The organism is Pusillimonas caeni (genome assembly GCF_003545815.1).
GTDB classification, from domain to species: domain Bacteria; phylum Pseudomonadota; class Gammaproteobacteria; order Burkholderiales; family Burkholderiaceae_B; genus Pusillimonas; species Pusillimonas caeni.
In genome coordinates, this window is sequence record NZ_PDUW01000001.1 from 569,687 (window position 1) to 587,105 (window position 17,419).

At 62.4% G+C, this 17,419-nt stretch carries 19 protein-coding genes; 10 read left to right on the top strand and 9 right to left on the bottom strand.

Annotated elements, in window-relative coordinates; translation table 11 throughout:
* Positions 1-2: 2 nt before the first annotated feature.
* Positions 3-962 carry an ABC transporter substrate-binding protein gene (locus tag CSC67_RS02625; protein ID WP_167752724.1) on the top strand — a complete coding sequence of 320 codons (960 nt, stop codon included), beginning with the start codon at positions 3-5 and terminating at the stop codon, positions 960-962.
* A 54-nt stretch (positions 963-1,016) separates the two neighbouring features.
* Here the strand turns inward: CSC67_RS02625 and CSC67_RS02630 are convergent, their stop codons facing one another.
* Together CSC67_RS02630 and CSC67_RS02635 are read right to left on the bottom strand one after the other, a co-directional pair.
* Positions 1,017-2,030, bottom strand: a complete 1,014-nt coding sequence (locus tag CSC67_RS02630) for a quinone oxidoreductase family protein (RefSeq protein ID WP_167752725.1) — start codon at positions 2,028-2,030, stop codon at positions 1,017-1,019.
* A gap of 35 nt (positions 2,031-2,065) precedes the next feature.
* Entirely contained in the window at positions 2,066-3,310 is a 1,245-nt protein-coding gene (locus CSC67_RS02635; RefSeq protein ID WP_167752726.1) for an NAD(P)/FAD-dependent oxidoreductase, read from the bottom strand.
* A 92-nt stretch (positions 3,311-3,402) separates the two neighbouring features.
* Here CSC67_RS02635 and CSC67_RS02640 point away from each other — a divergent pair, with 92 nt between their 5' ends.
* From CSC67_RS02640 to CSC67_RS02670, 7 genes are read left to right on the top strand one after another with little or no spacing between them, the layout of a single operon-like run.
* Positions 3,403-3,720 carry a non-heme iron oxygenase ferredoxin subunit gene (locus CSC67_RS02640; RefSeq protein WP_118992948.1) on the top strand — a complete coding sequence of 106 codons (318 nt, stop codon included), beginning with the start codon at positions 3,403-3,405 and terminating at the stop codon, positions 3,718-3,720.
* A 37-nt stretch (positions 3,721-3,757) separates the two neighbouring features.
* Positions 3,758-4,918 (top strand): Rieske 2Fe-2S domain-containing protein, encoded by a 1,161-nt coding sequence (locus CSC67_RS02645; RefSeq protein WP_118992949.1) that lies wholly within the window; start codon positions 3,758-3,760, stop codon positions 4,916-4,918.
* Between the two features lie 16 nt (positions 4,919-4,934).
* Positions 4,935-5,756 carry an alpha/beta fold hydrolase gene (locus CSC67_RS02650; protein WP_118992950.1) on the top strand — a complete coding sequence of 274 codons (822 nt, stop codon included), beginning with the start codon at positions 4,935-4,937 and terminating at the stop codon, positions 5,754-5,756.
* Between the two features lies 1 nt (position 5,757).
* The gene (locus tag CSC67_RS02655; RefSeq protein WP_118992951.1) at positions 5,758-6,024 is read left to right on the top strand and encodes a hypothetical protein; all 267 of its coding nucleotides are present in this window, start codon (positions 5,758-5,760) and stop codon (positions 6,022-6,024) included.
* Positions 6,025-6,027: 3 nt separating this feature from the next.
* The gene (locus CSC67_RS02660) at positions 6,028-6,840 is read left to right on the top strand and encodes a DODA-type extradiol aromatic ring-opening family dioxygenase (protein ID WP_118992952.1); all 813 of its coding nucleotides are present in this window, start codon (positions 6,028-6,030) and stop codon (positions 6,838-6,840) included.
* 38 nt (positions 6,841-6,878) lie between these two features.
* Positions 6,879-7,589 carry a GntR family transcriptional regulator gene (locus CSC67_RS02665; protein WP_209304251.1) on the top strand — a complete coding sequence of 237 codons (711 nt, stop codon included), beginning with the start codon at positions 6,879-6,881 and terminating at the stop codon, positions 7,587-7,589.
* A 9-nt stretch (positions 7,590-7,598) separates the two neighbouring features.
* Positions 7,599-8,570 (top strand): asparaginase, encoded by a 972-nt coding sequence (locus tag CSC67_RS02670; protein ID WP_118992953.1) that lies wholly within the window; start codon positions 7,599-7,601, stop codon positions 8,568-8,570.
* Positions 8,571-8,714: 144 nt separating this feature from the next.
* Here the strand turns inward: CSC67_RS02670 and CSC67_RS02675 are convergent, their stop codons facing one another.
* The 3 genes from CSC67_RS02675 to CSC67_RS02685 form a co-directional block, all read right to left on the bottom strand.
* Complete coding sequence (locus CSC67_RS02675) at positions 8,715-9,965, bottom strand: MFS transporter (RefSeq protein WP_118992954.1); 1,251 nt, start codon at positions 9,963-9,965, stop codon at positions 8,715-8,717.
* Positions 9,966-9,986: 21 nt separating this feature from the next.
* A complete protein-coding gene (locus CSC67_RS02680; protein WP_118992955.1) occupies positions 9,987-11,174 on the bottom strand; it encodes a porin in 1,188 nt (395 codons plus the stop codon).
* 128 nt (positions 11,175-11,302) lie between these two features.
* Positions 11,303-12,124, bottom strand: coding sequence for a TauD/TfdA dioxygenase family protein (locus CSC67_RS02685; protein WP_118992956.1), 822 nt, complete (start codon positions 12,122-12,124; stop codon positions 11,303-11,305).
* Between the two features lie 179 nt (positions 12,125-12,303).
* Between CSC67_RS02685 and CSC67_RS02690 the strand changes: the two genes are divergently transcribed.
* Positions 12,304-12,975, top strand: coding sequence for a GntR family transcriptional regulator (locus tag CSC67_RS02690; RefSeq protein WP_118992957.1), 672 nt, complete (start codon positions 12,304-12,306; stop codon positions 12,973-12,975).
* Positions 12,976-13,026: 51 nt separating this feature from the next.
* Here the strand turns inward: CSC67_RS02690 and CSC67_RS02695 are convergent, their stop codons facing one another.
* Genes CSC67_RS02695 through CSC67_RS02710 form a run of 4 tightly spaced genes read right to left on the bottom strand, consistent with a single transcriptional unit; the run spans position 13,027 to position 16,456 of the window.
* Positions 13,027-13,947 (bottom strand): alpha/beta hydrolase, encoded by a 921-nt coding sequence (locus tag CSC67_RS02695; RefSeq protein ID WP_167752727.1) that lies wholly within the window; start codon positions 13,945-13,947, stop codon positions 13,027-13,029.
* Positions 13,944-14,753, bottom strand: a complete 810-nt coding sequence (locus CSC67_RS02700) for an aspartate dehydrogenase (protein WP_118992959.1) — start codon at positions 14,751-14,753, stop codon at positions 13,944-13,946. The genes CSC67_RS02695 and CSC67_RS02700 overlap by 4 nt, the downstream gene beginning before the upstream one ends.
* On the bottom strand, positions 14,750-15,886 hold the full coding sequence (locus CSC67_RS02705) for an FAD-dependent monooxygenase (protein ID WP_118992960.1): 1,137 nt from the start codon (positions 15,884-15,886) through the stop codon (positions 14,750-14,752). The genes CSC67_RS02700 and CSC67_RS02705 overlap by 4 nt, the downstream gene beginning before the upstream one ends.
* A gap of 33 nt (positions 15,887-15,919) precedes the next feature.
* Positions 15,920-16,456 carry a cupin domain-containing protein gene (locus CSC67_RS02710; protein WP_118992961.1) on the bottom strand — a complete coding sequence of 179 codons (537 nt, stop codon included), beginning with the start codon at positions 16,454-16,456 and terminating at the stop codon, positions 15,920-15,922.
* A gap of 167 nt (positions 16,457-16,623) precedes the next feature.
* Here CSC67_RS02710 and CSC67_RS02715 point away from each other — a divergent pair, with 167 nt between their 5' ends.
* Positions 16,624-17,415: a 2-keto-4-pentenoate hydratase gene (locus tag CSC67_RS02715; protein ID WP_118993183.1), complete on the top strand. Its 792-nt coding sequence runs from the start codon at positions 16,624-16,626 to the stop codon at positions 17,413-17,415.
* The last annotated feature ends 4 nt before the right edge of the window (positions 17,416-17,419 follow it).

Consider the following 17,419-nt stretch of genomic DNA (forward strand, 5'->3'; position numbering starts at 1 on the left):
CCATGAAGACAACCCTCAGCGCGGTCCGCCGCCTCGCCTATGTTTTCGGCCTCGCCTGTGCGGGCGTTGCCGCCGTCGCCTCGGCTGCCCAACAGAAAGTGCAGCTGGGCGTGCCGCCCATCGGCGACTACATCGCCGTCTACGTCGCCTACGACGAAGGCATCTACGCCAAACACGGTCTGGACGTCACACTGCACCCGATAGGCATTTCCTCCTTGACGACCGCGGGCCTGCTGTCGAAATCGCTGGACGTAGCCGCCTTGTCGGTGCCCGACACGATACAAGCGGTGGACAGCGGCATAGACCTGGTCACCTTCGCCGGCCTGGGTGTGCTGGCCGCCGAGACCGAGGGCGGCACGCGCGTCGGCGTGGTCGCTCCGCCGGACTCCAGGATCGAATCCGCCGCCGACTACAAGGGCAAGACGGTCGGCGTTCCCGCGCTGGGCGGCCTGCTGCACATCATGTTCCAGCACTACCTGGGCCAGAACGGCGTTTCGTACGAGGACGTGACCTTCATCGAACTCGCCGTGCCGTCGCACTTCGACGCGATCAAGAGCGCCAGCGTCGACGCCGTGGTCACCGTCGATCCGATGCTGGTGCGCCTGGTCAACACCAGGGCCGGCAAGCAGGTGGTGTCCCTCAATGGCACGGTGCCGCCCAAGACCCTGACGAGCATCATCGCGTCCACGCGCGACTATGCCCAGCAGAATCCCCAGGTGGTGGAAGCCATGCGCAAGGCTTTGGACGAAGCGACCGAACTGTCCATCACCGATCACGAGAAAACGCGCGCGGCCATGGTCAAGTACCTGAAGCTGCCCGCCCCGGTAGCCGCGACGATAGACATGCCGCTGACACTGGAAACGGGCATCTCGGTCGAGCAGATGAACTGGTGGCGGGACGTCATGCGCGAGCAGAAGCTGATCGATGGCCGCGACGATCTGAGCAAGACCATACTGCCCTGACGCCCATTCCGTCCGGACGGACGGAATGGGGCCGCTCGCCCTGCGGGCCGCTTGCTAATCCGGACGCAGGCAAAGCTTGCAAAGCAGGTTTCCGGCATCAAGCGCGCGATGCGCGTCGGCGACGCGAGACAAAGGAAAGATCTCCCCCGCCGACAGCAGGGGCTGCGTCCCGAGCCAGTCAAGCATCGCCTGGGTCGCCTGCTCGAAATGCGGCGTGGCGAGATAGTCGGCGGCGGAGAAAAGCTTGAGCGTCCAGGTCTTGTTGACGTCGAACGGTTCGAGCGGCGTCTTTCCGGCAACATAGCCATACAGAATGACTTCGCCGCAAGGCTTCACAATCAGCGGATCGCGATTGACCGTTTCACCGCCCACCCCGTTGAAGGAAAAATCGACGCCTCCGCCGGTGGCGCAGAGAACAGAATCCACATAGTCGTGGGCAAGCGTGTCTATCGCTCGCGTAGCGCCGTTGGCGAGGCAGAAGTCCGCTTCGCGCCGGCCGCGGCATATGGCGGTCACATCGCAATCGAGCGCCGCCAATATCTGCGTGACCATCGTCCCCATGCCGCCCGCCGCGCCATGGATGGCGACGGAAGCACCGCAGGGCACTTTTGCAAGGGCATGCACGACAAGGTGCGCCAGGCGGAAGTTGGCAAGGTAAACAAGCCCTTGATCGAACGCCACGTTCTCGGGCAGCTTGATCAGGTCCGCGGCCGGCTTGGGCGCGCCGCCAACCGAAGCCAGTACGTATTCAGCATAGCATCCGCCCGCGTGCACGATTGCCATGACGCGATCGCCGGGTAGAAAATCCGCAACCGCCTGCCCGCACGCGACGACCGTTCCCGCGACCTCCCGGCCCGGGAACCACGGCAATCGCGTAGGCTTGAAATAGCTTCCCTTCCGCGCCTCGGCATCCGCGTAGAGTATCCCGGCGAGCTCTGTACGAATCAACACATCATGCGGTCCTGCCACGGGCACGGGTTGTTCTACGACATGCAGGTTTTCGGGCGGCCCTGTTTCATCGAGGCGGACGGCACGCATGGTAAGTGGCAGCATTTCTGAATGGCTCATGAATATATCGATGGATTGAAGTTCTTCAAGAAGGGTCAGGCCCTGGCGGCATAGTGATGGCTGAGGTCTTCCTCCACATTCCGGATCACCTCGTCGGGCACGGAAGCATGAGCCGACACCAGCGGCTTGTATTTGCGCAGCTCTCGTGCCGCATTGACGGCGGTCAGGCCACATATGCCGTCTTCGTCCACGTGAAAGACGATGAAGCTGCCGCTTCGCGCATCGCCCCGCACCACGTCCCGCACGCCCATCGGACTACCGAACACCAAGACGCTGTAGTCGTACTGATCGGTCCAGTACGACATGGGTTCGGCATATGCATCATCGGCGCCGAGCATGCAGCGCGCCACGTGGCCGCCATGGCTTATGGCATGCTGCCACGTCTCTTCGCGCCGATAGGCGCCATGAAGCTCGTTGTAGTGAAAAGCCACCTCGCCCGCGGCATATACGTCGGCAATGTTCGTGCGGCCCCGCCCGTCGACCCGGACGCCCTCGGGCGCCGTGTCGATGCCGGCGCTTCGGGCCAGTTCGCTGTTGGGAACAACGCCGGCGCCGACCACCACGAGGTCGGCATGCAAGCACGTTTCGTCGGAAAGGCGCACTTCGTACCCGTCGGCGGCGGGATTCGCCTCGATGATCCGCACGCCGCAACGGATGTCCACGCCATGGCGCGCATGCGCATCCGACAGAAAATCGGCCAGAGCCGGGCTTGCCGCGCGCGCCAGGGGCCGCGCCCCGAGTTCGATCACCGTCACCTTCAGACCCCTCTGCACGGCTACGGCGGCCACTTCCAGGCCGATGATGCCTGCGCCGACCACGAGTACATGTCCGGCCACATGCGCCATTTCCTGGCGCAGCCTCGACGAATCATCGAGCTCGCGCAGATAGTGCACGCGGGCGGCCCCATGGGGAAACCGCTCGACCTGGCGTACGCGGGATCCTGTGGCCAGCAGCAGTTTTTGATAGGCAAGGCTCGAGCCGTCCGACAAGGCCACTTGCTTCCTGGCGACATCGATGGCGTCTGCGGCAACGCCAAGGCGCAGGTCGATGCGCTGCTCGTCGTAGAAATCGCGATCGCGCAATAGCAGCTTTTCCGGCGGCACGGCCTCTCGCAGCGCCTCCTTCGACAGCGGCGGCCTGTCGTAAGGCATCGCCTTCTCTTGGCTCAATAGCACGATTTCCCCTTTCCACCCCTCCGCCCGAAGCGCCTCGGCCGCGCTGATACCCGTCAGGCCGGCGCCGACGATGACGATCGGCGAATTGTCATGTTGCTGGTTCACGAACTTGTTCCTCATCCTGTTGTGGCTCATGTATGTTTGTATTATAGTAATACCAAATCAGCCTAGTCACCAAAATATAGAGGCAAGAAAACATGACTCAATCTCGAGTACTGCTCTGCAAAGTTTCGGAACTTCCGCCCGGCCAGATGAAGCGGGTGGACATAGAGGGGCACGATCCCATGGTGTTGTGCAACGCCGAAGGTGTATTCCATCTGCTCGACGACGAATGCACCCATGCCATCGCGTCCTTGTCGGAAGGAGATCTGGAAGAACACCAACTGTACTGTCCGCTGCACGGCGGCAGTTTCGACGTTCGCACGGGCAAGGCGACCGGGCTGCCCTGCAAGCAGGCCATCCGCACTTTCCCCGTAGATGTCTATGACGACGGCGTGTGGTTCAGCAAACCATAAGCGCGTCTTCCCCACATACACTTTTAGAGGTCACACAATGTCAGAAACACCGCTGGTCAATCCAGAAGTCGCCAACATGGTGGGCGACTGGCGAGGCTACGTAGAAGCCAAACTGGGATTCCGCAATCATTGGTACCCGGTGCGATTTTCCAAGGAGCTCGAAGAAGGCTCCGTGGAAGTCATCAAACTGCTCGGCGAGCAGCTGCTGCTCAAGCGCATCGACGGCAAAGTCTATGCCATGCGCGACCGATGTCTGCACCGCGGCGTGCCGCTTTCGCAAAAGGTCGAGTGCTATTCCAAAGACACCATCACCTGCTGGTATCACGGCTACACCTATCGCTTCCAGACCGGCGAGCTGGTCAACATCCTGGCCGCTCCCGACAGCCGCCTCATCGGCCGCCGCAAGATCACGACCTACCCTGTGCAAGAGGCCAAGGGCCTGATCTTCGTTTTCCTGGGCGACGAAGACATGGTTCACGATCTGTCCTGCGACGTGCCCCCCGGCTTTCTCGACGACGATGTGATGATTCTCGGCAAGCATCGAGTGGTGAACTCCAATTGGCGACTGGGCGCCGAGAACGGCTTCGACTCGCTGCACATCTTCATTCACAAAGACTCCACGCTGCGCCACTTCCGCACCTTCAACTTTCCGCTGGGGCATACCTGCCTGCCCGGCGCCGTCACCCTGCACGAAGACGCAGACGGGCCCAAAGGCGTGACCGACGACTTTTCCAAGCATCATGCAGTCTGGGAAGGCATCATCGACGGCGAAGTGGTCATACGCGGTCCGCGCTCGGAAAACGTCAGCGGAACCTCCGCTTCGGCGGGAACCTCCATCTGGCTGCCCGGCGTGCTCAAGGTCGACTCCTTCCCTGTGGCCGGTACGACCCAATTCGAATGGTATGTGCCCATCGACGAAGGCACCCATCTGTATGTCCAGACCGTCGGCTCCAAGGTCTCCAGCGAAGAGGACAAGAACCGCTTTGAAGATCTGTACGAGCGCATCCTGCTGCCTCACGGGCTGGACGGCTTCAATGCCGACGACATCTGGGCGCGCGAAGTGACCGAGCCTTTTTACGCCGACGACTTCGGCTGGGTCGACGAAATGCTCTGCGAAACCGACTCCACCCTTCTGGAGTGGCGCCGCGTCGCCAGCCGCCACGGCCGCGGAATCCAAACCCTCGAGAACCTGCGCTAGGACGAAGGATCGCCAAATGAACATATCTTCCTGCTTTATCCAAGCCAACCGCATCCGCACGCATTACCTCGAAGCCGGCAGCGGCGCCCCGCTGCTTCTACTGCACGGCGGCGGCGCCGGCGCCGACAGCGTAGGCAACTGGAAGGAGTGCATCAAGATCCTGGCAAAGCGCTATCGAGTCATCGCGCCCGACATGGTGGGCTTCGGCAAGACCGACAAGCCTTCACCCGAGAACTTCACCTACGACCAGAAAAGCCGCAACGACCATATCGTCGCCTTCATCGAAGCCCTGGGCCTGACCAAGGTCGCCGTCGTCGGCAATTCGATGGGCGGCGCCACGGCGCTGGGCGTAGCCTTGCAGCGCCCCGAGCTGCTCGACCGCATCGTGCTGATGGGCAGCGCCGGACTGGCCATCCCGCCCGTTCCTTCCCCTCATCTGCAGCACACGCTCAATTACGACTTCACGCTCGAGGGAATGCGGCGGGTCATCGAAGGGCTGACTTCGCCCCGATTCAAGCCCACGGTGGAAATGATCCGGTATCGCTACGAATTGATGACGGACCCCGCGGCGGCCGAAGCGCTCAAGGCGATCAATGCCGAAACGAAGAAAGGCACCCTGGTCTACGACGAGGACGCGCTGCGCACGATTAAGCATCCTGTGCTGGTGGTGAACGGCAAAGAAGACGGCGTGTCGCCCATTGCGCGCGCGCTGCGCTTCCTGGAACTGCTCGAGAACAGCCGCGGCTATATCGTGCCGCACTGCGGCCACTGGGCCATGATCGAAACCACGGCCGAATTCTGCTCCGTGGTCGAGAACTTCCTGGCCCTGGAGTTTTGACATGGACACCGCTCCACCGGGCGTGCATGCGATGATCGAGCACCTGATCGCCGTGCCGCAGGATCGCGCGCTGATACGCACCAGCCCCGAAACGCTCTTCGAGCGTTTCGGCGTGCCGAAGGATGTCTGGCCCGTGCTGCGCACGGGCGGCCGCGACGATCTTGCCGCGTTGCGCATCCAGGGCAATCTCGTCATCAAGTGGCTGATCTGGTCGGGCCGCCCGACCGTCGCCGTATTCCCTATCAGCTATTACTTCGATCGGAGATAACCCATGGGCATCATCGTCGGCGCTTTCGCCATGTCTCACGTTCTGGGCGCCCCTGACGGCCAGGAAGAGCAGGCATTGAAAGTCTGGGAAGGCATGCAGGAAATCGGGCGCCGGGTGCGTGCGCTGGAGCCGGACCTGCTGGTCTACATCACCAGCGATCATCTGAACAACTTTCGTCTGAGCACGCCGCAACCCATCGCGATCGGCACCGCGGCGGCGTTCACGCCCTACGGCGACATGGGCCTGCCTCTCGAAGAATTCCCCGGCCACCCCGAGTTCGCCCGCGGCTTCCTGAGTTTCGTCCAGGAGCGCGGCCCGGGCCTCGAACCGGTCGACCCCTTGCGGCCTGACCACGGCGTCGTCATTCCACTCGATATCGTCGATCCCCAGCATCGCATCCCCACGGTCCCGCTGTATATCAATATGGTGTACGATCCGGCCCCCTCTCCCGCCGAGGCCTGGGCGCTGGGCGGGATGTTGGGCGACTACATCCGCGAAGCGCGCCCACAGGCCGAACGAGTCGTTATCATGGCGGGTGGCGGGCTGTCCCACTGGATCGGCGTGCCGGAGGAAGGCCGGGTCAACCAGGCATGGGACGAGGCCTTTCTGCGCATGCTCGAAGATGGCCGCAATGCAGAATTGGCGGCCCTGGACAATGCAAGCATCCGGGAAGACGCCGGCAATGGCGGCCTCGAAGTCAGCTCATGGGTCGCCTTGGCGGGCGCCGTGCCGTCTACGCCGGCTCGAAGGGTGTTCTATGAGCCCATGCCGGGATGGGCGACCGGTATGGGCGGGATTGCCTTCCACATAGCCTGAAGCTTACAATTACAAGCCGAAAGTATAGGTAATCCACAATGGAACTTGACAGTCTGCGCATCATTTCAAACCCCGTTTTGGTGCGGGATTATGCCGTCGAGAAACTGCGCAATGCCCTGGCGACCGGCCTGTACAAGCCCGGCGACCGCCTCATCGACCGCGACCTGTGCGAAGTTCTACAAATAAGCCGCACCTCGGTGCGCGAGGCGCTGCGCCAGCTGCAGGCCGAAAAGCTCATTACCGTAGGCCCCCGCCGCCGCATCAGCGTAGCTGTGCTGACCGCCGAAGACGCGGCCGACATCTACCTGCTGCGCGAAATGCTCGAAGGCGAGGCGGTCAGCCGTTTCGTCGAACGCGCCGACGCGGCAAGCATCCAGTCCTTGTCCAGCCTGTATAAGGCGATGCGCAAGGCCGTCGACAACAAAGACATCCCCGAGCTGGTGTCGTTCTCCAATCAGTTCACCGAAACCATACTCGCGGGATGCGGCAGCGACACCATCCATGCGTTCGGCATGCAATTGCTGCATCGGGTAGGGTATCTCAAGGCTACGGCCATGGCCGAACCGAATCGCCTGGGAGTGGGATTCGATGAATTGGGGGCCGTCGTCAAGGCCGTGAACGACCGCAATGCCAAAGCGGCAAAGAAGGCGATGATCGAACACATACGCAAAGCAAGCGAGGCGATTGCCGCGCATCTTCGCGCCGATGTACAGGCCACGAAAAAGCAGGCCAAGAAGTCGACCGTCTGAAAAGTGGCCATGCAACGTATATGTATTGTCGCCACCGGCGGAACGATCGCCGGCAAAGGCGCGGCTCCCCGGCAAACGGCGAGCTACCGGGCCGGCGCGCTGGGAATCACCGAGCTGTGCGCCGCCGTGCCGGGGCTTGAAGCCGAGGCGGACATCACCGTCGAGCAGTTCGCCTCCATAGACAGCAAGGACGCGGACCCCGATTTCTGGCAGGCGCTGGCAGTGCGCTTGCAGGCCGTGCTCGACGATTCCGACATTGACGGCGTGGTCATTACCCACGGCACCGACACCCTGGAAGAAACCGCCTACTACTTGCACCTCACTCTCAAAACCGCCAAGCCCGTGGTGCTCACCGGCGCCATGCGGCCCGCTACGGCCTTGTCGGCCGACGGGCCTATCAACCTGCTGAATGCCGTCACCGTGGCGGCCCACCCCGGGGCGCGGGGCAGAGGCGTCCTGGTTGCCATGAACCATGCCGTTTTCGGTGCGCGGGAAGTCGCCAAACTCGATACTCTGCGCCCCGATGCATTCGGCGCGCCCAACACCGGCCCTCAAGGCCTGGTGCATGACGGCCGCATCACCTGGCTGGCCGCCTCCGATCGCGCGCACACCATGGACACTCGCTTTAGTCCCGCTACGCCGCTGGCACGGGTAGACATCCTGGCCGCTTATGCCGGTTTTCCCATTGACGCCATACAGGCGGCGCGCGCCGCCGGCGCCCGGGGCCTGGTCTGGGCCGGCACCGGCAACAGCACCGCCAGCCAGGCAGTAGAGGCCGAACTGGCTTCCGTAGCCGCGGCCGGGCTTGCCGTGGTGCGGGCAAGCCGCGTCAATTGCGGCATGCTCGTCCCGACTGAAAGCGCCCCAGGGCAAATCTGGACGGACAGCCTTTCTCCATGGAAGGCCCGCATACTGCTGATGCTATCCATCGGAAGCCGGCTCTCCCGCCCCGAAATCCAGTCCGTCTTCGCCTCGTATTGAGCCTGAAACCGGCTCTATCTGAAAAAACCGGCTTAAAACGCAAAACCCCGAGCGAACTGGTTCGACTCGGGGAAGAAGCATGCCGCATGAAGCATGCCGCAGGGCCTTGCATGGCCATGCGGCAGCCATGCAAGGCGGAGACGCTCAGGTGATCGAGACCGGCCCGCCCCGCGCGCGCTCGCCGTATGGGCGCAGCCCAAAAAGCAGCACGATACTGATCAGGCAGATAGGCACGCTCAGCATCAGGATGGACTGATAGGACCCCGTGGCATCGAACACCATGCCAAAGAGCAAGGGGCCGAGACCCATCGCCACCAGCACCGCCCCGAACAACACGCCGAAAATCTTCGCGAAATGGCGCAACCCGAAATAGCGGCTGGTGAAATAGGCCAGCATATCGACCTCGGCGCCCAAACTCCCGCCCAGCATGATCGCGGCCACCACCACCGCCCACATCGGGTTCGACGGCAGCATGAAGATGCCCAGTCCAATGGCCGAAAACAGGAAGAAGATGAACGCTATCCTGCGCGCATCGAAGTGGTCGATCAGCATGCCGATCAGCAGACGTCCGCCAAACGCTGAAAAACCGAAAATCGAAGCGATCCAGGCCGCCTGGGAATCCGTGATGCCTCGATCCGTCAGCAGCGGAACCAAGTGGGGAATCAAGCCATAGAGCAGGCCGGCCAGCGCCACAAAGATGATTCCCAGCAACCAGAAGTCCCGTTTGCGCAGCGCTTCGGCCAGGTTGTCGCCGACCGAGCCCGGAGGCGGTCCATCGCCGTCGTGAGCGGCCCCCGTCGGCGGCTCTCTCAGCAGGAACGCCACCATGGGCAGCGTAACCACCATCAACAGCAGGGCGAGACTGAAATAGCCGCCGCGCCAGCCGTAGGCCGAGATGGTCCTCTCGGTGATCAGCGGGATGTAGGCGAACCCCAGGCCTGTGCCGCTGCCGGCGATCCCGATGGCGAGCCCGCGCTGGCGATCGAACCAGCTGGACAGCAAGCGCATGTACGGCACGCTGTTCGTACCCGCCGCCAAAGTGCCCATCACGACGTAGGCGGCCACGAACTGCCAGTAGCTTTGCATCATGCCCAACATCACCATACAGAGGGCCAGCAGGATCACCGAAGGGATCAAGACGCGCCGCACGCCGTAGCGATCGATCAGATGCCCCACCAAAGGCAGCGACGCCGCCGTGCATAACATCATGGCGGAGACCGCAAGACTGAGCTGGGAACGGTCCCATTGGAACGACTCCCCCAGCGCTCTGGCGAAAAGGCCCATGGATGCAAGCCCCATTGCCGCCGGCCCGGTGGAAATGCCCAACAGGCAGACCAACACGATAAGCCAGCCCTGCCGCGATATGCGCGGCGCGTTATATGCTGTTCTTGACATAGTAGAAGCCCATTTGAATAGTTAGAAGCTGTGGCGAATGCCGGACGTGACGTAGTGAGTGGTCAGATCCTTGAAACCGACGCTATCGGGATCCCACTTCTCGTATCGGTAGGCTGCATAGAGTTCGGTGCGCTTGGACAGCGGGTACAGATAGGCGACGGCGAATGACTGACGCGACCCCTTTGGTATGCCTACGTAGCCGACACCGTCCTGCCCCCCGCCGCAATAGGCGTAGCAACTGCCGTTTCCGGGAGTCGTGCTGGGCGGCACGATGCCCGAATCCTGCGAATAGCGGCTATAGCCGATGTTCAGCTCGTCTGCGCCGAGCGGAATCGACGCCCCGACCGAGAAAGCGCGCGCACGCTGCTTGTCTCCGAGCGCGCTGTTATGGATCTGGGCGTACTGGCCGAACACTTTGACGACGTCGAAGTCATACGCGGCGGCAAGCAGCCAGGACAACTGATGGCCCGAGTGGACCCCGTTCTCGTACAGCGGCGAAGTCTCGGCTTCGTAAGAACTGGTTATCGGCGCGGCCAGCCCCAGGCGCTGCACCGCCCCGCCCAAGGTCAAGGGGCCATCGGAATAGACAATGCTGCCCCCCAGACGATACGCGCTGGACTCGCCGGGAACCCCGCCCGGGCTTGCAATGGCCGACGCCACAAAGCCATTGACGTCCGGGCTTACATACCGGATGGAATTGCTCCACATTGTGTCGTAGGGAATGGGGTGGACATTGCCCACATCGGGATCGTAGAAGCTGGAGCCCAGCGGATTGGAATCGCCGGCATACAGCAGCCGGAACAGAGGGTTGAAGCCCGACGAGCCGCCGAAGGAGCTGGTGCCGTACAGCAGGCCCGCAAAAGGCGTTCCGGCCTTGCCCATGTCCAGGGCGCCCCAATCGCCGCGCAGGCCGACGACGGCCGACCGGTTGAACAACGAATCGGTGTCCATGCGGCCGAGTTTGCCGGTGGCCGCATCGAAGAAACTGCCCAGAGTGAACGTGGCATAGTTGCCGTTGCCCAGCTCTTCGCTGCCGCTCAGCTCCCACGCCGACGAAGAGTAGCCGTCGCCGCTGGCCGTCCAGCCTGAATGCTCTCCCGACTTCATGTAGCCGATTCCGAAATCGATGATGCCCGATAGTTGGACGCTGCTTTGCGCATGGACGCTGCCTGCCAGCAAACACGTCCCGATCGCCGTCAGCATCTTCATTTTTATTCTCACTTCGCTTGCTCCTCTCTTATTAATAGAAAAAACAGTCCCCCCTGCTCCACCCCCGGGGGGTAGAGCAGCTTCTGCATGGATGGGAAAAAATGCGCGGCCGGGCCGCGCCGGCAGTCTTAGGCGGCCATCTCGACCGGCTTGAAGTCGTCTTCGATCTGGACGCGATAGCCCGAACGGACCTGCGGGAAGTAGTCCCAGACGGCCAGGTGCTGGGTGCAGCGGTTATCCCAGAAAGCCACCGAATGGGGTTCCCAGCGGAAGCGGCACTGGAAGTAGGCGTTCTCGGCGTGCTGGAACAGATAGTTCAGCAGGCTGTCGCTTTCCAGCTGGGACAAGCCGACGATGTGCGAGGTGAAGCCGCGATTGACGTACAGCACTTTCTTGCCGGTGATGGGATGGGTGCGTATGACGGGATGCTCGGCGACCGGATACTTGCCGCTTTTGTCGAAACGGCCGAAAGCCAGCATGCCGTCATGCACGGCCGTCAGCGTCTCCAGGTATTGCTTCATGCCTTCCGACAAGGCGTCGTAGGCGGCATACATGCTGGCGAAAATCGTATCGCCGCCCAAGGGGGGAATGGTGTGTAGGTACAGGATGCTGCCCATGGGGGGCTTTTCGGCACACGACATATCGGTATGCCACTCTTCGCCCGATACGTGTTTGGAGTTTTCGTCGGCGTGCAGCCTGCGCACTTCCGGGTGTTCTTCCGACAAACCTTTCAAAGCGTGGATTTGCAGCTCACCGAAGTATTTGCCCACACGCTTGAGAGAGGCCGGGTCGAGCTGCTGATCGCGAAAGAATATGACTTGATGGTCGGCGATGGCCTGCTGCAGATCGCGGATCTGCTGGTCCTGCAGAGGCTTGGCCAGATCGACGCCGGAAATGACAGCACCTATGGTGGGTGTAAGCGGCGCTGCCGTTATAGTCGTGTAACTCATTATATACTTCCATTGTTTCAGTAGGTCGTGAATCGGGCGGTGGGTGAGAGCACCGCCCGGTGCGTTTTGTCTTCTACGAAAAAGAGAAAACATGGTATACGGTACACCAAAAAACTTGGGAATTGAACCCTTCAGGTTGCTAGTATTTACCCTGAATTCGCGGTCGGGGGAATGATCGAATGGCCACATCCAGCAAGCCTGCCAAGACGTCGGGCAGGAACATAATCCAAGCGCCCCGGCTTGGCGATCAGGTCTATGCCCTGCTCAAAGAAGACCTCATCGCCGGAGAATTTGAGCCGGGCCAACGTGTGGTCGAGCGCGACCTGAGCCAACGCTATAACGTGTCTCGAACACCGATCCGCGAAGCCATGACGCGGCTGAGTCAGGAGGGGCTTCTGGACATCAACGAGCGTGGCTATGCCGTACCCGTGGACGCGCAGCGCAACGTGTTCGACCGCCTCGAGGTGCGTCAAATACTTGAAGTCCAGATAGTCCGCCGGGCCGCGCAATTGGCCGAACCCAAGGCGCTGACGCAATTGCAGAAGCACTACGAGCGCGAGCTGGCGGCTCACGAGTCCGATCAACATCGCAAGTTCATCGATGCGCACCATCGGTTCAAAGAGACGTTGCGTGACATATCCGGCAACCAGTTGCTGAACCGCTGCGCGGCGATCGTCGATGACACCTTCCAGCTCGCCCGCGATCGCCTGCTTGAATCCGCCGACAACCGGCGCCTGACGGTGGCCTGCGACGGCGAAGTACTGGAGGCCTTGCGCCAGCATGACGCAGAGGCCGCCGTGGCCGCCGTCGAGCGCTTTATCGCCTCGTTGCAAGACTACTTTCGCGGATAAGGTGGCGGCGGCGTTCGCCGAGGGCAAAGCCGTCGTCCCGCCGCCATGTCCTCAACTATTGTCGCGGATGAAAGCGCGGATCTCCCCTCCCAGGAAGTCTTCGCTGGTATTGATGTGCGCAATGCTGGACGTATGATTATGGCCGCGCAGATATACCAGCCGGGGCGATTGGCCGCGCAGCCGGGCAATGCGCCAGGCCAGCTCCAGGCAGTGCCGGTCGATCAGCGGGTTCTCGAATTCGGCATAGGCGATGAAAGTGGGCGGGCTGGCGCTGCTCGCGAAACTGAGTGCCGAGCGGGCGTCCAGCACCGCCGGGTCCGTCGTGTCGTAGTAAAGCTCTACCCTGCGCGCATTGGGATTGGCCGGCAAGTTGTCGGCACGTACACGTGCGCTGACGAGAATGACGCCCCGCACCCCCGACCCTTCCGGCGGATGCAGGCCGGCGTCGTAGGCATAGCCGGCGGCATGCGCGCCGCCGGCGGAATGTCCGAACACGAAGATTGCGGCGCCGTCTCCGCCGATCTCTCCGGCATGCGCCCGCGCCCACGCCACGGCCAGGCCTACGTCGACGCTTCCGGCGGGGTACAGCGAACCCGGGCCCGCCAGGCGGTATTCCATATTGAGACTGACGATGCCATGGCGAGCCAGATAATACGAGACGTTCGCATAGATCTCGGCATTGCGGTTGCGATCGCCTTCGACGAAAGCGCCGCCATGCACGAACACCACGATGGGCGCGCGGCCGTCGACATTGGCAGGACTGTAGACGTCCAGCCGCTGGCGAGGATGGTCGCCATAGGCGATATCGCGCTGGACCAGGACATTGTCCTTGGGAGCCAGCGCCAATACCTTGGCGAACTCTTCGGTCATCAAGTCGATATTTTTGCCCACATTGCCGGTTGCCGCCCAGGCCGGGCCTATCTCGGTCATGAGCCGCCTCAATCCATCCGGAATATCGACTTCGCGCGTCATAGCCGCTCCAGCGGAAATCCCCCGCCCAGCCTTGCGCATTGCAACAGCGAATAGGCGGTCAGCATGGATGTCTTGGGGTTGTCCGGAAACGCATGGGCGAGAATCTCGAAGCGGAATGTCCCGAACGCGCCTTCGGCCTCGATCAAACCCATCGGGTCGTTCCAGCGGCGCGAAGCAACCAGCCGAACCCGCGTGCGCTCGAAGCCTATGCCGGCCAATGCAATGGCGGCCGAGACATTGGCATTGCGTGGATAGTGCGCCGCCGCTTCGCGGGCCGAGCCTTCGAAAAACACCGCGTCCTCGGCAATGCTGTCGAGATCGACCCGTTGTTCGGCCTGCGTGCCCTTCCAGGCGTGTGGCGGCTTGTACGACGTGTAGGTGACGCTCTCGAGGCCTGCGAGGCGGGCCGCGACCAAGCCGTCCAGGCCGGCAATCGCGCCGGCGGGAATAATGGCGGCGCCCCCGCCTTGCGCCTGGGCGCCGCACAGCGCTTCAAGCAGCGTGGGGTCCGCCAGTGCGCCCACGGAGCAGACGATGAGCGTGCTGCCGGCATGCAACAAGGCAGCGCCATGGGCGGCGACCGCCTCATGCCCGGCGGCCTCGATGACGACGTCGGGCCGATGCGCCAGAAACGATTCGCGGTCGAGGCAAAAGGGCAGCCCTTGCTCTTCGGGCAAGCGGCGCACCAGGATGGCGGCGACCTGGTCCAGAGCATTCTCGGCACGCAGCCGCGCCACGATGGCGCGGCCGATAGCGCCATAGCCGATCAGGCCGATACGGGGCTTGGGGTTGCGGATACTATTCATGCGTGCTCGGGCAGTGGCGTGGACCAGGCATCGTAACCGTACACCCAATCGGCGTCCACGGCGGTTTTCATCCATTTGTTTTCGAGGGCCGTAATCTGCATGCGTGCGGTGCGCTCGCGGCGCGCGCCTTCATAGCGGTGGAAGGCGGCCGCCAGATCGCCGTCGCCCCCGGATTCGGAGATCGCCCGCGCCAGCACGACCGCGTCCTCGATCGCCGAAGCCGCGCCTTGCGCGATGAACGGCGGCATCGGGTGGCAGGCGTCGCCCAGAATGGTGATGCGATCAACGCTCCAGCGCTCGAGCGGATGGCGGTTGAAGAGACCCCACTTGCGCACATCTTCGGCCCCTTCGAGCACGGCCAGAATCCGCGGGTGGAAACCGTCGAACGCGGCCAGCATGGCGCTTTTGTCGCCCCGCTGCGACCACGATTCCACTTCGGATATGGTTTCCGGAACGACAGCGATGAAATAGACCAGACTCTTGTCCGGATTGATGAAGTAGCTCACGATATGGCGGTCCGGGCCCCACCATTTAACGCGCTCTTCTATCATGTCGGCCTTGATGTTCGCCGTGGGCACGATGGCCCGGTAGGCCGACTTCCCGGTGTAAAGCGGCTTATCGTCACCCAGCGCCGCGCGGCGCACGACCGAATGCAGGCCATCGGCGCCGACCACGGCATCGGCATGCACGGCTTCGCCGTCCTCGAACGTCAAGGCGACGCCCTCGCGGTTCTGCGTAATTTCTTTCAGCCTCTTGCCCAATCGTATCGTGCCGGCATCCAGTTTCGCAGCCAGCGCGTCATGCAGCACACTGCGATGCAGCGCAATGTCGGGAGCGCCGTAGCGGGCGGCCAGGCCAGGCCCCATTTCCAGCGTGTTGGTGATCTCGCCGGTATCCCATTGCCGGTTCAGGCCCAGCTCGGGACAGAAGCCGTTCTCCAACAAGCGCTCTTGCAGGCCCAGGCCGGCGAGCGCCTTGACCGAGTTGGCGGTCAACTGAATGCCCGCGCCCACCGGACCGAATTTTTCAGCCTGCTCGTAGATAGTGCTTGCAATGCCGAAGCGGCGCAGGGCCGCTGCAAGAGTCAGCCCCCCGATCCCTGCGCCGATGATAGCGATAGATGGTGTTGTCATCGTGTTTTTACTTGTTCGTGTGAAGAAAGAGGATTAGTCGCCGGACTTCAGGTGGGCGTCGCGTCGCGCGAACAACTCGGGGTCCTTGTAACCCATCGCATCGGGCCGGCCGCGGCCGATCATCACCTGAAAATAGACCGGTTCCAGACTGTTGTTCTGGAAGCCATGGATTACCCCCGGCGGGCATGAAATGCACTCCCAAGGCCCCAGGCGGGTTTCCTTGCGGTTGCCTTCTTCGTCTTCCACGAACACGTCCAGGTACCCCTTGAGCACGAAAAATACCTCCTCGACCTCATGAGTATGAGCCGGGTTGCCTTGTCCCACCGGCAGATACATGACGCTGAGCGTAAAGCCATAAGGCGGAATGGAGCCGCCGTCATTATGCTTGCCCGAACCGCCGGCGCCGATGAAACGGTGCTGGGCTCGGCGATAACCGTCGATGCTCGCGTCGGCGAACGCGTTCCAGTCGGCCTTGCGGTCGCTGAATCGCGCAACGAACTTGTCCATGATCTCGTCGAGCGAAGCATCGACGAGTTCGGGTGGGCGGGGGTGCTGGGCAGCTTGACTCATGTGATGTTTACCTTTGGTTTGACAGATTTCCGGGTGTTGATGTGCGTCCGGATGCAAGCGGAGCGGGACAGAAAAAGTTCGACAAAAAGGGTTGGGTTCGGATTGTGGCTGTCGAATGTTTGTATTATAGTAATACCAACTTGAATGGGAAGTCAAAGATGGAACACATGCCGAAACCTTCCGCCGGTCACCTGGATGACATGGCCGCCCTGCTGCGCCAGGCCGAACGCTCCAACACGCCCATCGCACCGCTTACGCAGCAGTTCGGGGAAATCAGCGAAGTCCAGGCCTATCGCATTCAAAGAATCAACACCGATGCTCGAGTCGAAGCGGGCGAGCGCGTCGTCGGCCGCAAGATCGGCCTGACCTCGCCGGCCGTCCAGAAGCAGCTCGGCGTCGATCAGCCGGACTTCGGAACGCTGTTCGCAGACATGTCGATCGGCGACAACCAGCCCATCGCTTTGAATGAATTGCTTCAGCCCAAGGTCGAGGGAGAAATCGCGCTGGTCCTGGGGGCCGACCTTGATTTCGAGCGGCACACGTACGCCGACCTTTTCCGGGCGGTGGACCATGCGGTGGCCGCCATCGAAGTGGTCGACAGCCGCATCGAAGCCTGGCGGATCCGCTATGCCGACACCGTGGCGGACAACGGCTCGAGCGCGCGCTTCGTGCTCGGCAGCAGGCCTCGCCTGCTACGCGACCTGGACCTGTTCGCTTGCGGCATGACGCTTTCCCGGAACGGCGAAAGCCTGGTTGCGGGTTCTGGCGCCGCCTGCCTGGGCAACCCGCTGAATGCGGCGCTGTGGCTCGCCGACCGGATGGTTCTTGAAGGCACACCGCTGCGCGCCGGCGACGTCGTGCTGACAGGCGCCCTCGGCCCCATGGTCGCCGTCACAGAGGCGGGCGCTTTCGAGGTCGCCATCGAAGGCCTGGGAGCAGTCCGCGCCACCTTCGTGTAACAAC

Bases quoted from the DNA above. Each gene is read 5' to 3' on its own strand.
- CSC67_RS02625 (WP_167752724.1), top strand. From the start codon at position 3: ATGAAGACAACCCTCAGCGCGGTCCGCCGCCTCGCCTATGTTTTCGGC.
- CSC67_RS02630 (WP_167752725.1), bottom strand. From the start codon at position 2,030: ATGAGCCATTCAGAAATGCTGCCACTTACCATGCGTGCCGTCCGCCTC.
- CSC67_RS02640 (WP_118992948.1), top strand. From the start codon at position 3,403: ATGACTCAATCTCGAGTACTGCTCTGCAAAGTTTCGGAACTTCCGCCC.
- CSC67_RS02645 (WP_118992949.1), top strand. From the start codon at position 3,758: ATGTCAGAAACACCGCTGGTCAATCCAGAAGTCGCCAACATGGTGGGC.
- CSC67_RS02650 (WP_118992950.1), top strand. From the start codon at position 4,935: ATGAACATATCTTCCTGCTTTATCCAAGCCAACCGCATCCGCACGCAT.
- CSC67_RS02655 (WP_118992951.1), top strand. From the start codon at position 5,758: ATGGACACCGCTCCACCGGGCGTGCATGCGATGATCGAGCACCTGATC.
- CSC67_RS02660 (WP_118992952.1), top strand. From the start codon at position 6,028: ATGGGCATCATCGTCGGCGCTTTCGCCATGTCTCACGTTCTGGGCGCC.
- CSC67_RS02665 (WP_209304251.1), top strand. From the start codon at position 6,879: ATGGAACTTGACAGTCTGCGCATCATTTCAAACCCCGTTTTGGTGCGG.
- CSC67_RS02670 (WP_118992953.1), top strand. From the start codon at position 7,599: ATGCAACGTATATGTATTGTCGCCACCGGCGGAACGATCGCCGGCAAA.
- CSC67_RS02675 (WP_118992954.1), bottom strand. From the start codon at position 9,965: ATGTCAAGAACAGCATATAACGCGCCGCGCATATCGCGGCAGGGCTGG.
- CSC67_RS02680 (WP_118992955.1), bottom strand. From the start codon at position 11,174: ATGAAGATGCTGACGGCGATCGGGACGTGTTTGCTGGCAGGCAGCGTC.
- CSC67_RS02685 (WP_118992956.1), bottom strand. From the start codon at position 12,124: ATGAGTTACACGACTATAACGGCAGCGCCGCTTACACCCACCATAGGT.
- CSC67_RS02690 (WP_118992957.1), top strand. From the start codon at position 12,304: ATGGCCACATCCAGCAAGCCTGCCAAGACGTCGGGCAGGAACATAATC.
- CSC67_RS02695 (WP_167752727.1), bottom strand. From the start codon at position 13,947: ATGACGCGCGAAGTCGATATTCCGGATGGATTGAGGCGGCTCATGACC.
- CSC67_RS02700 (WP_118992959.1), bottom strand. From the start codon at position 14,753: ATGAATAGTATCCGCAACCCCAAGCCCCGTATCGGCCTGATCGGCTAT.
- CSC67_RS02705 (WP_118992960.1), bottom strand. From the start codon at position 15,886: ATGACAACACCATCTATCGCTATCATCGGCGCAGGGATCGGGGGGCTG.
- CSC67_RS02710 (WP_118992961.1), bottom strand. From the start codon at position 16,456: ATGAGTCAAGCTGCCCAGCACCCCCGCCCACCCGAACTCGTCGATGCT.
- CSC67_RS02715 (WP_118993183.1), top strand. From the start codon at position 16,624: ATGCCGAAACCTTCCGCCGGTCACCTGGATGACATGGCCGCCCTGCTG.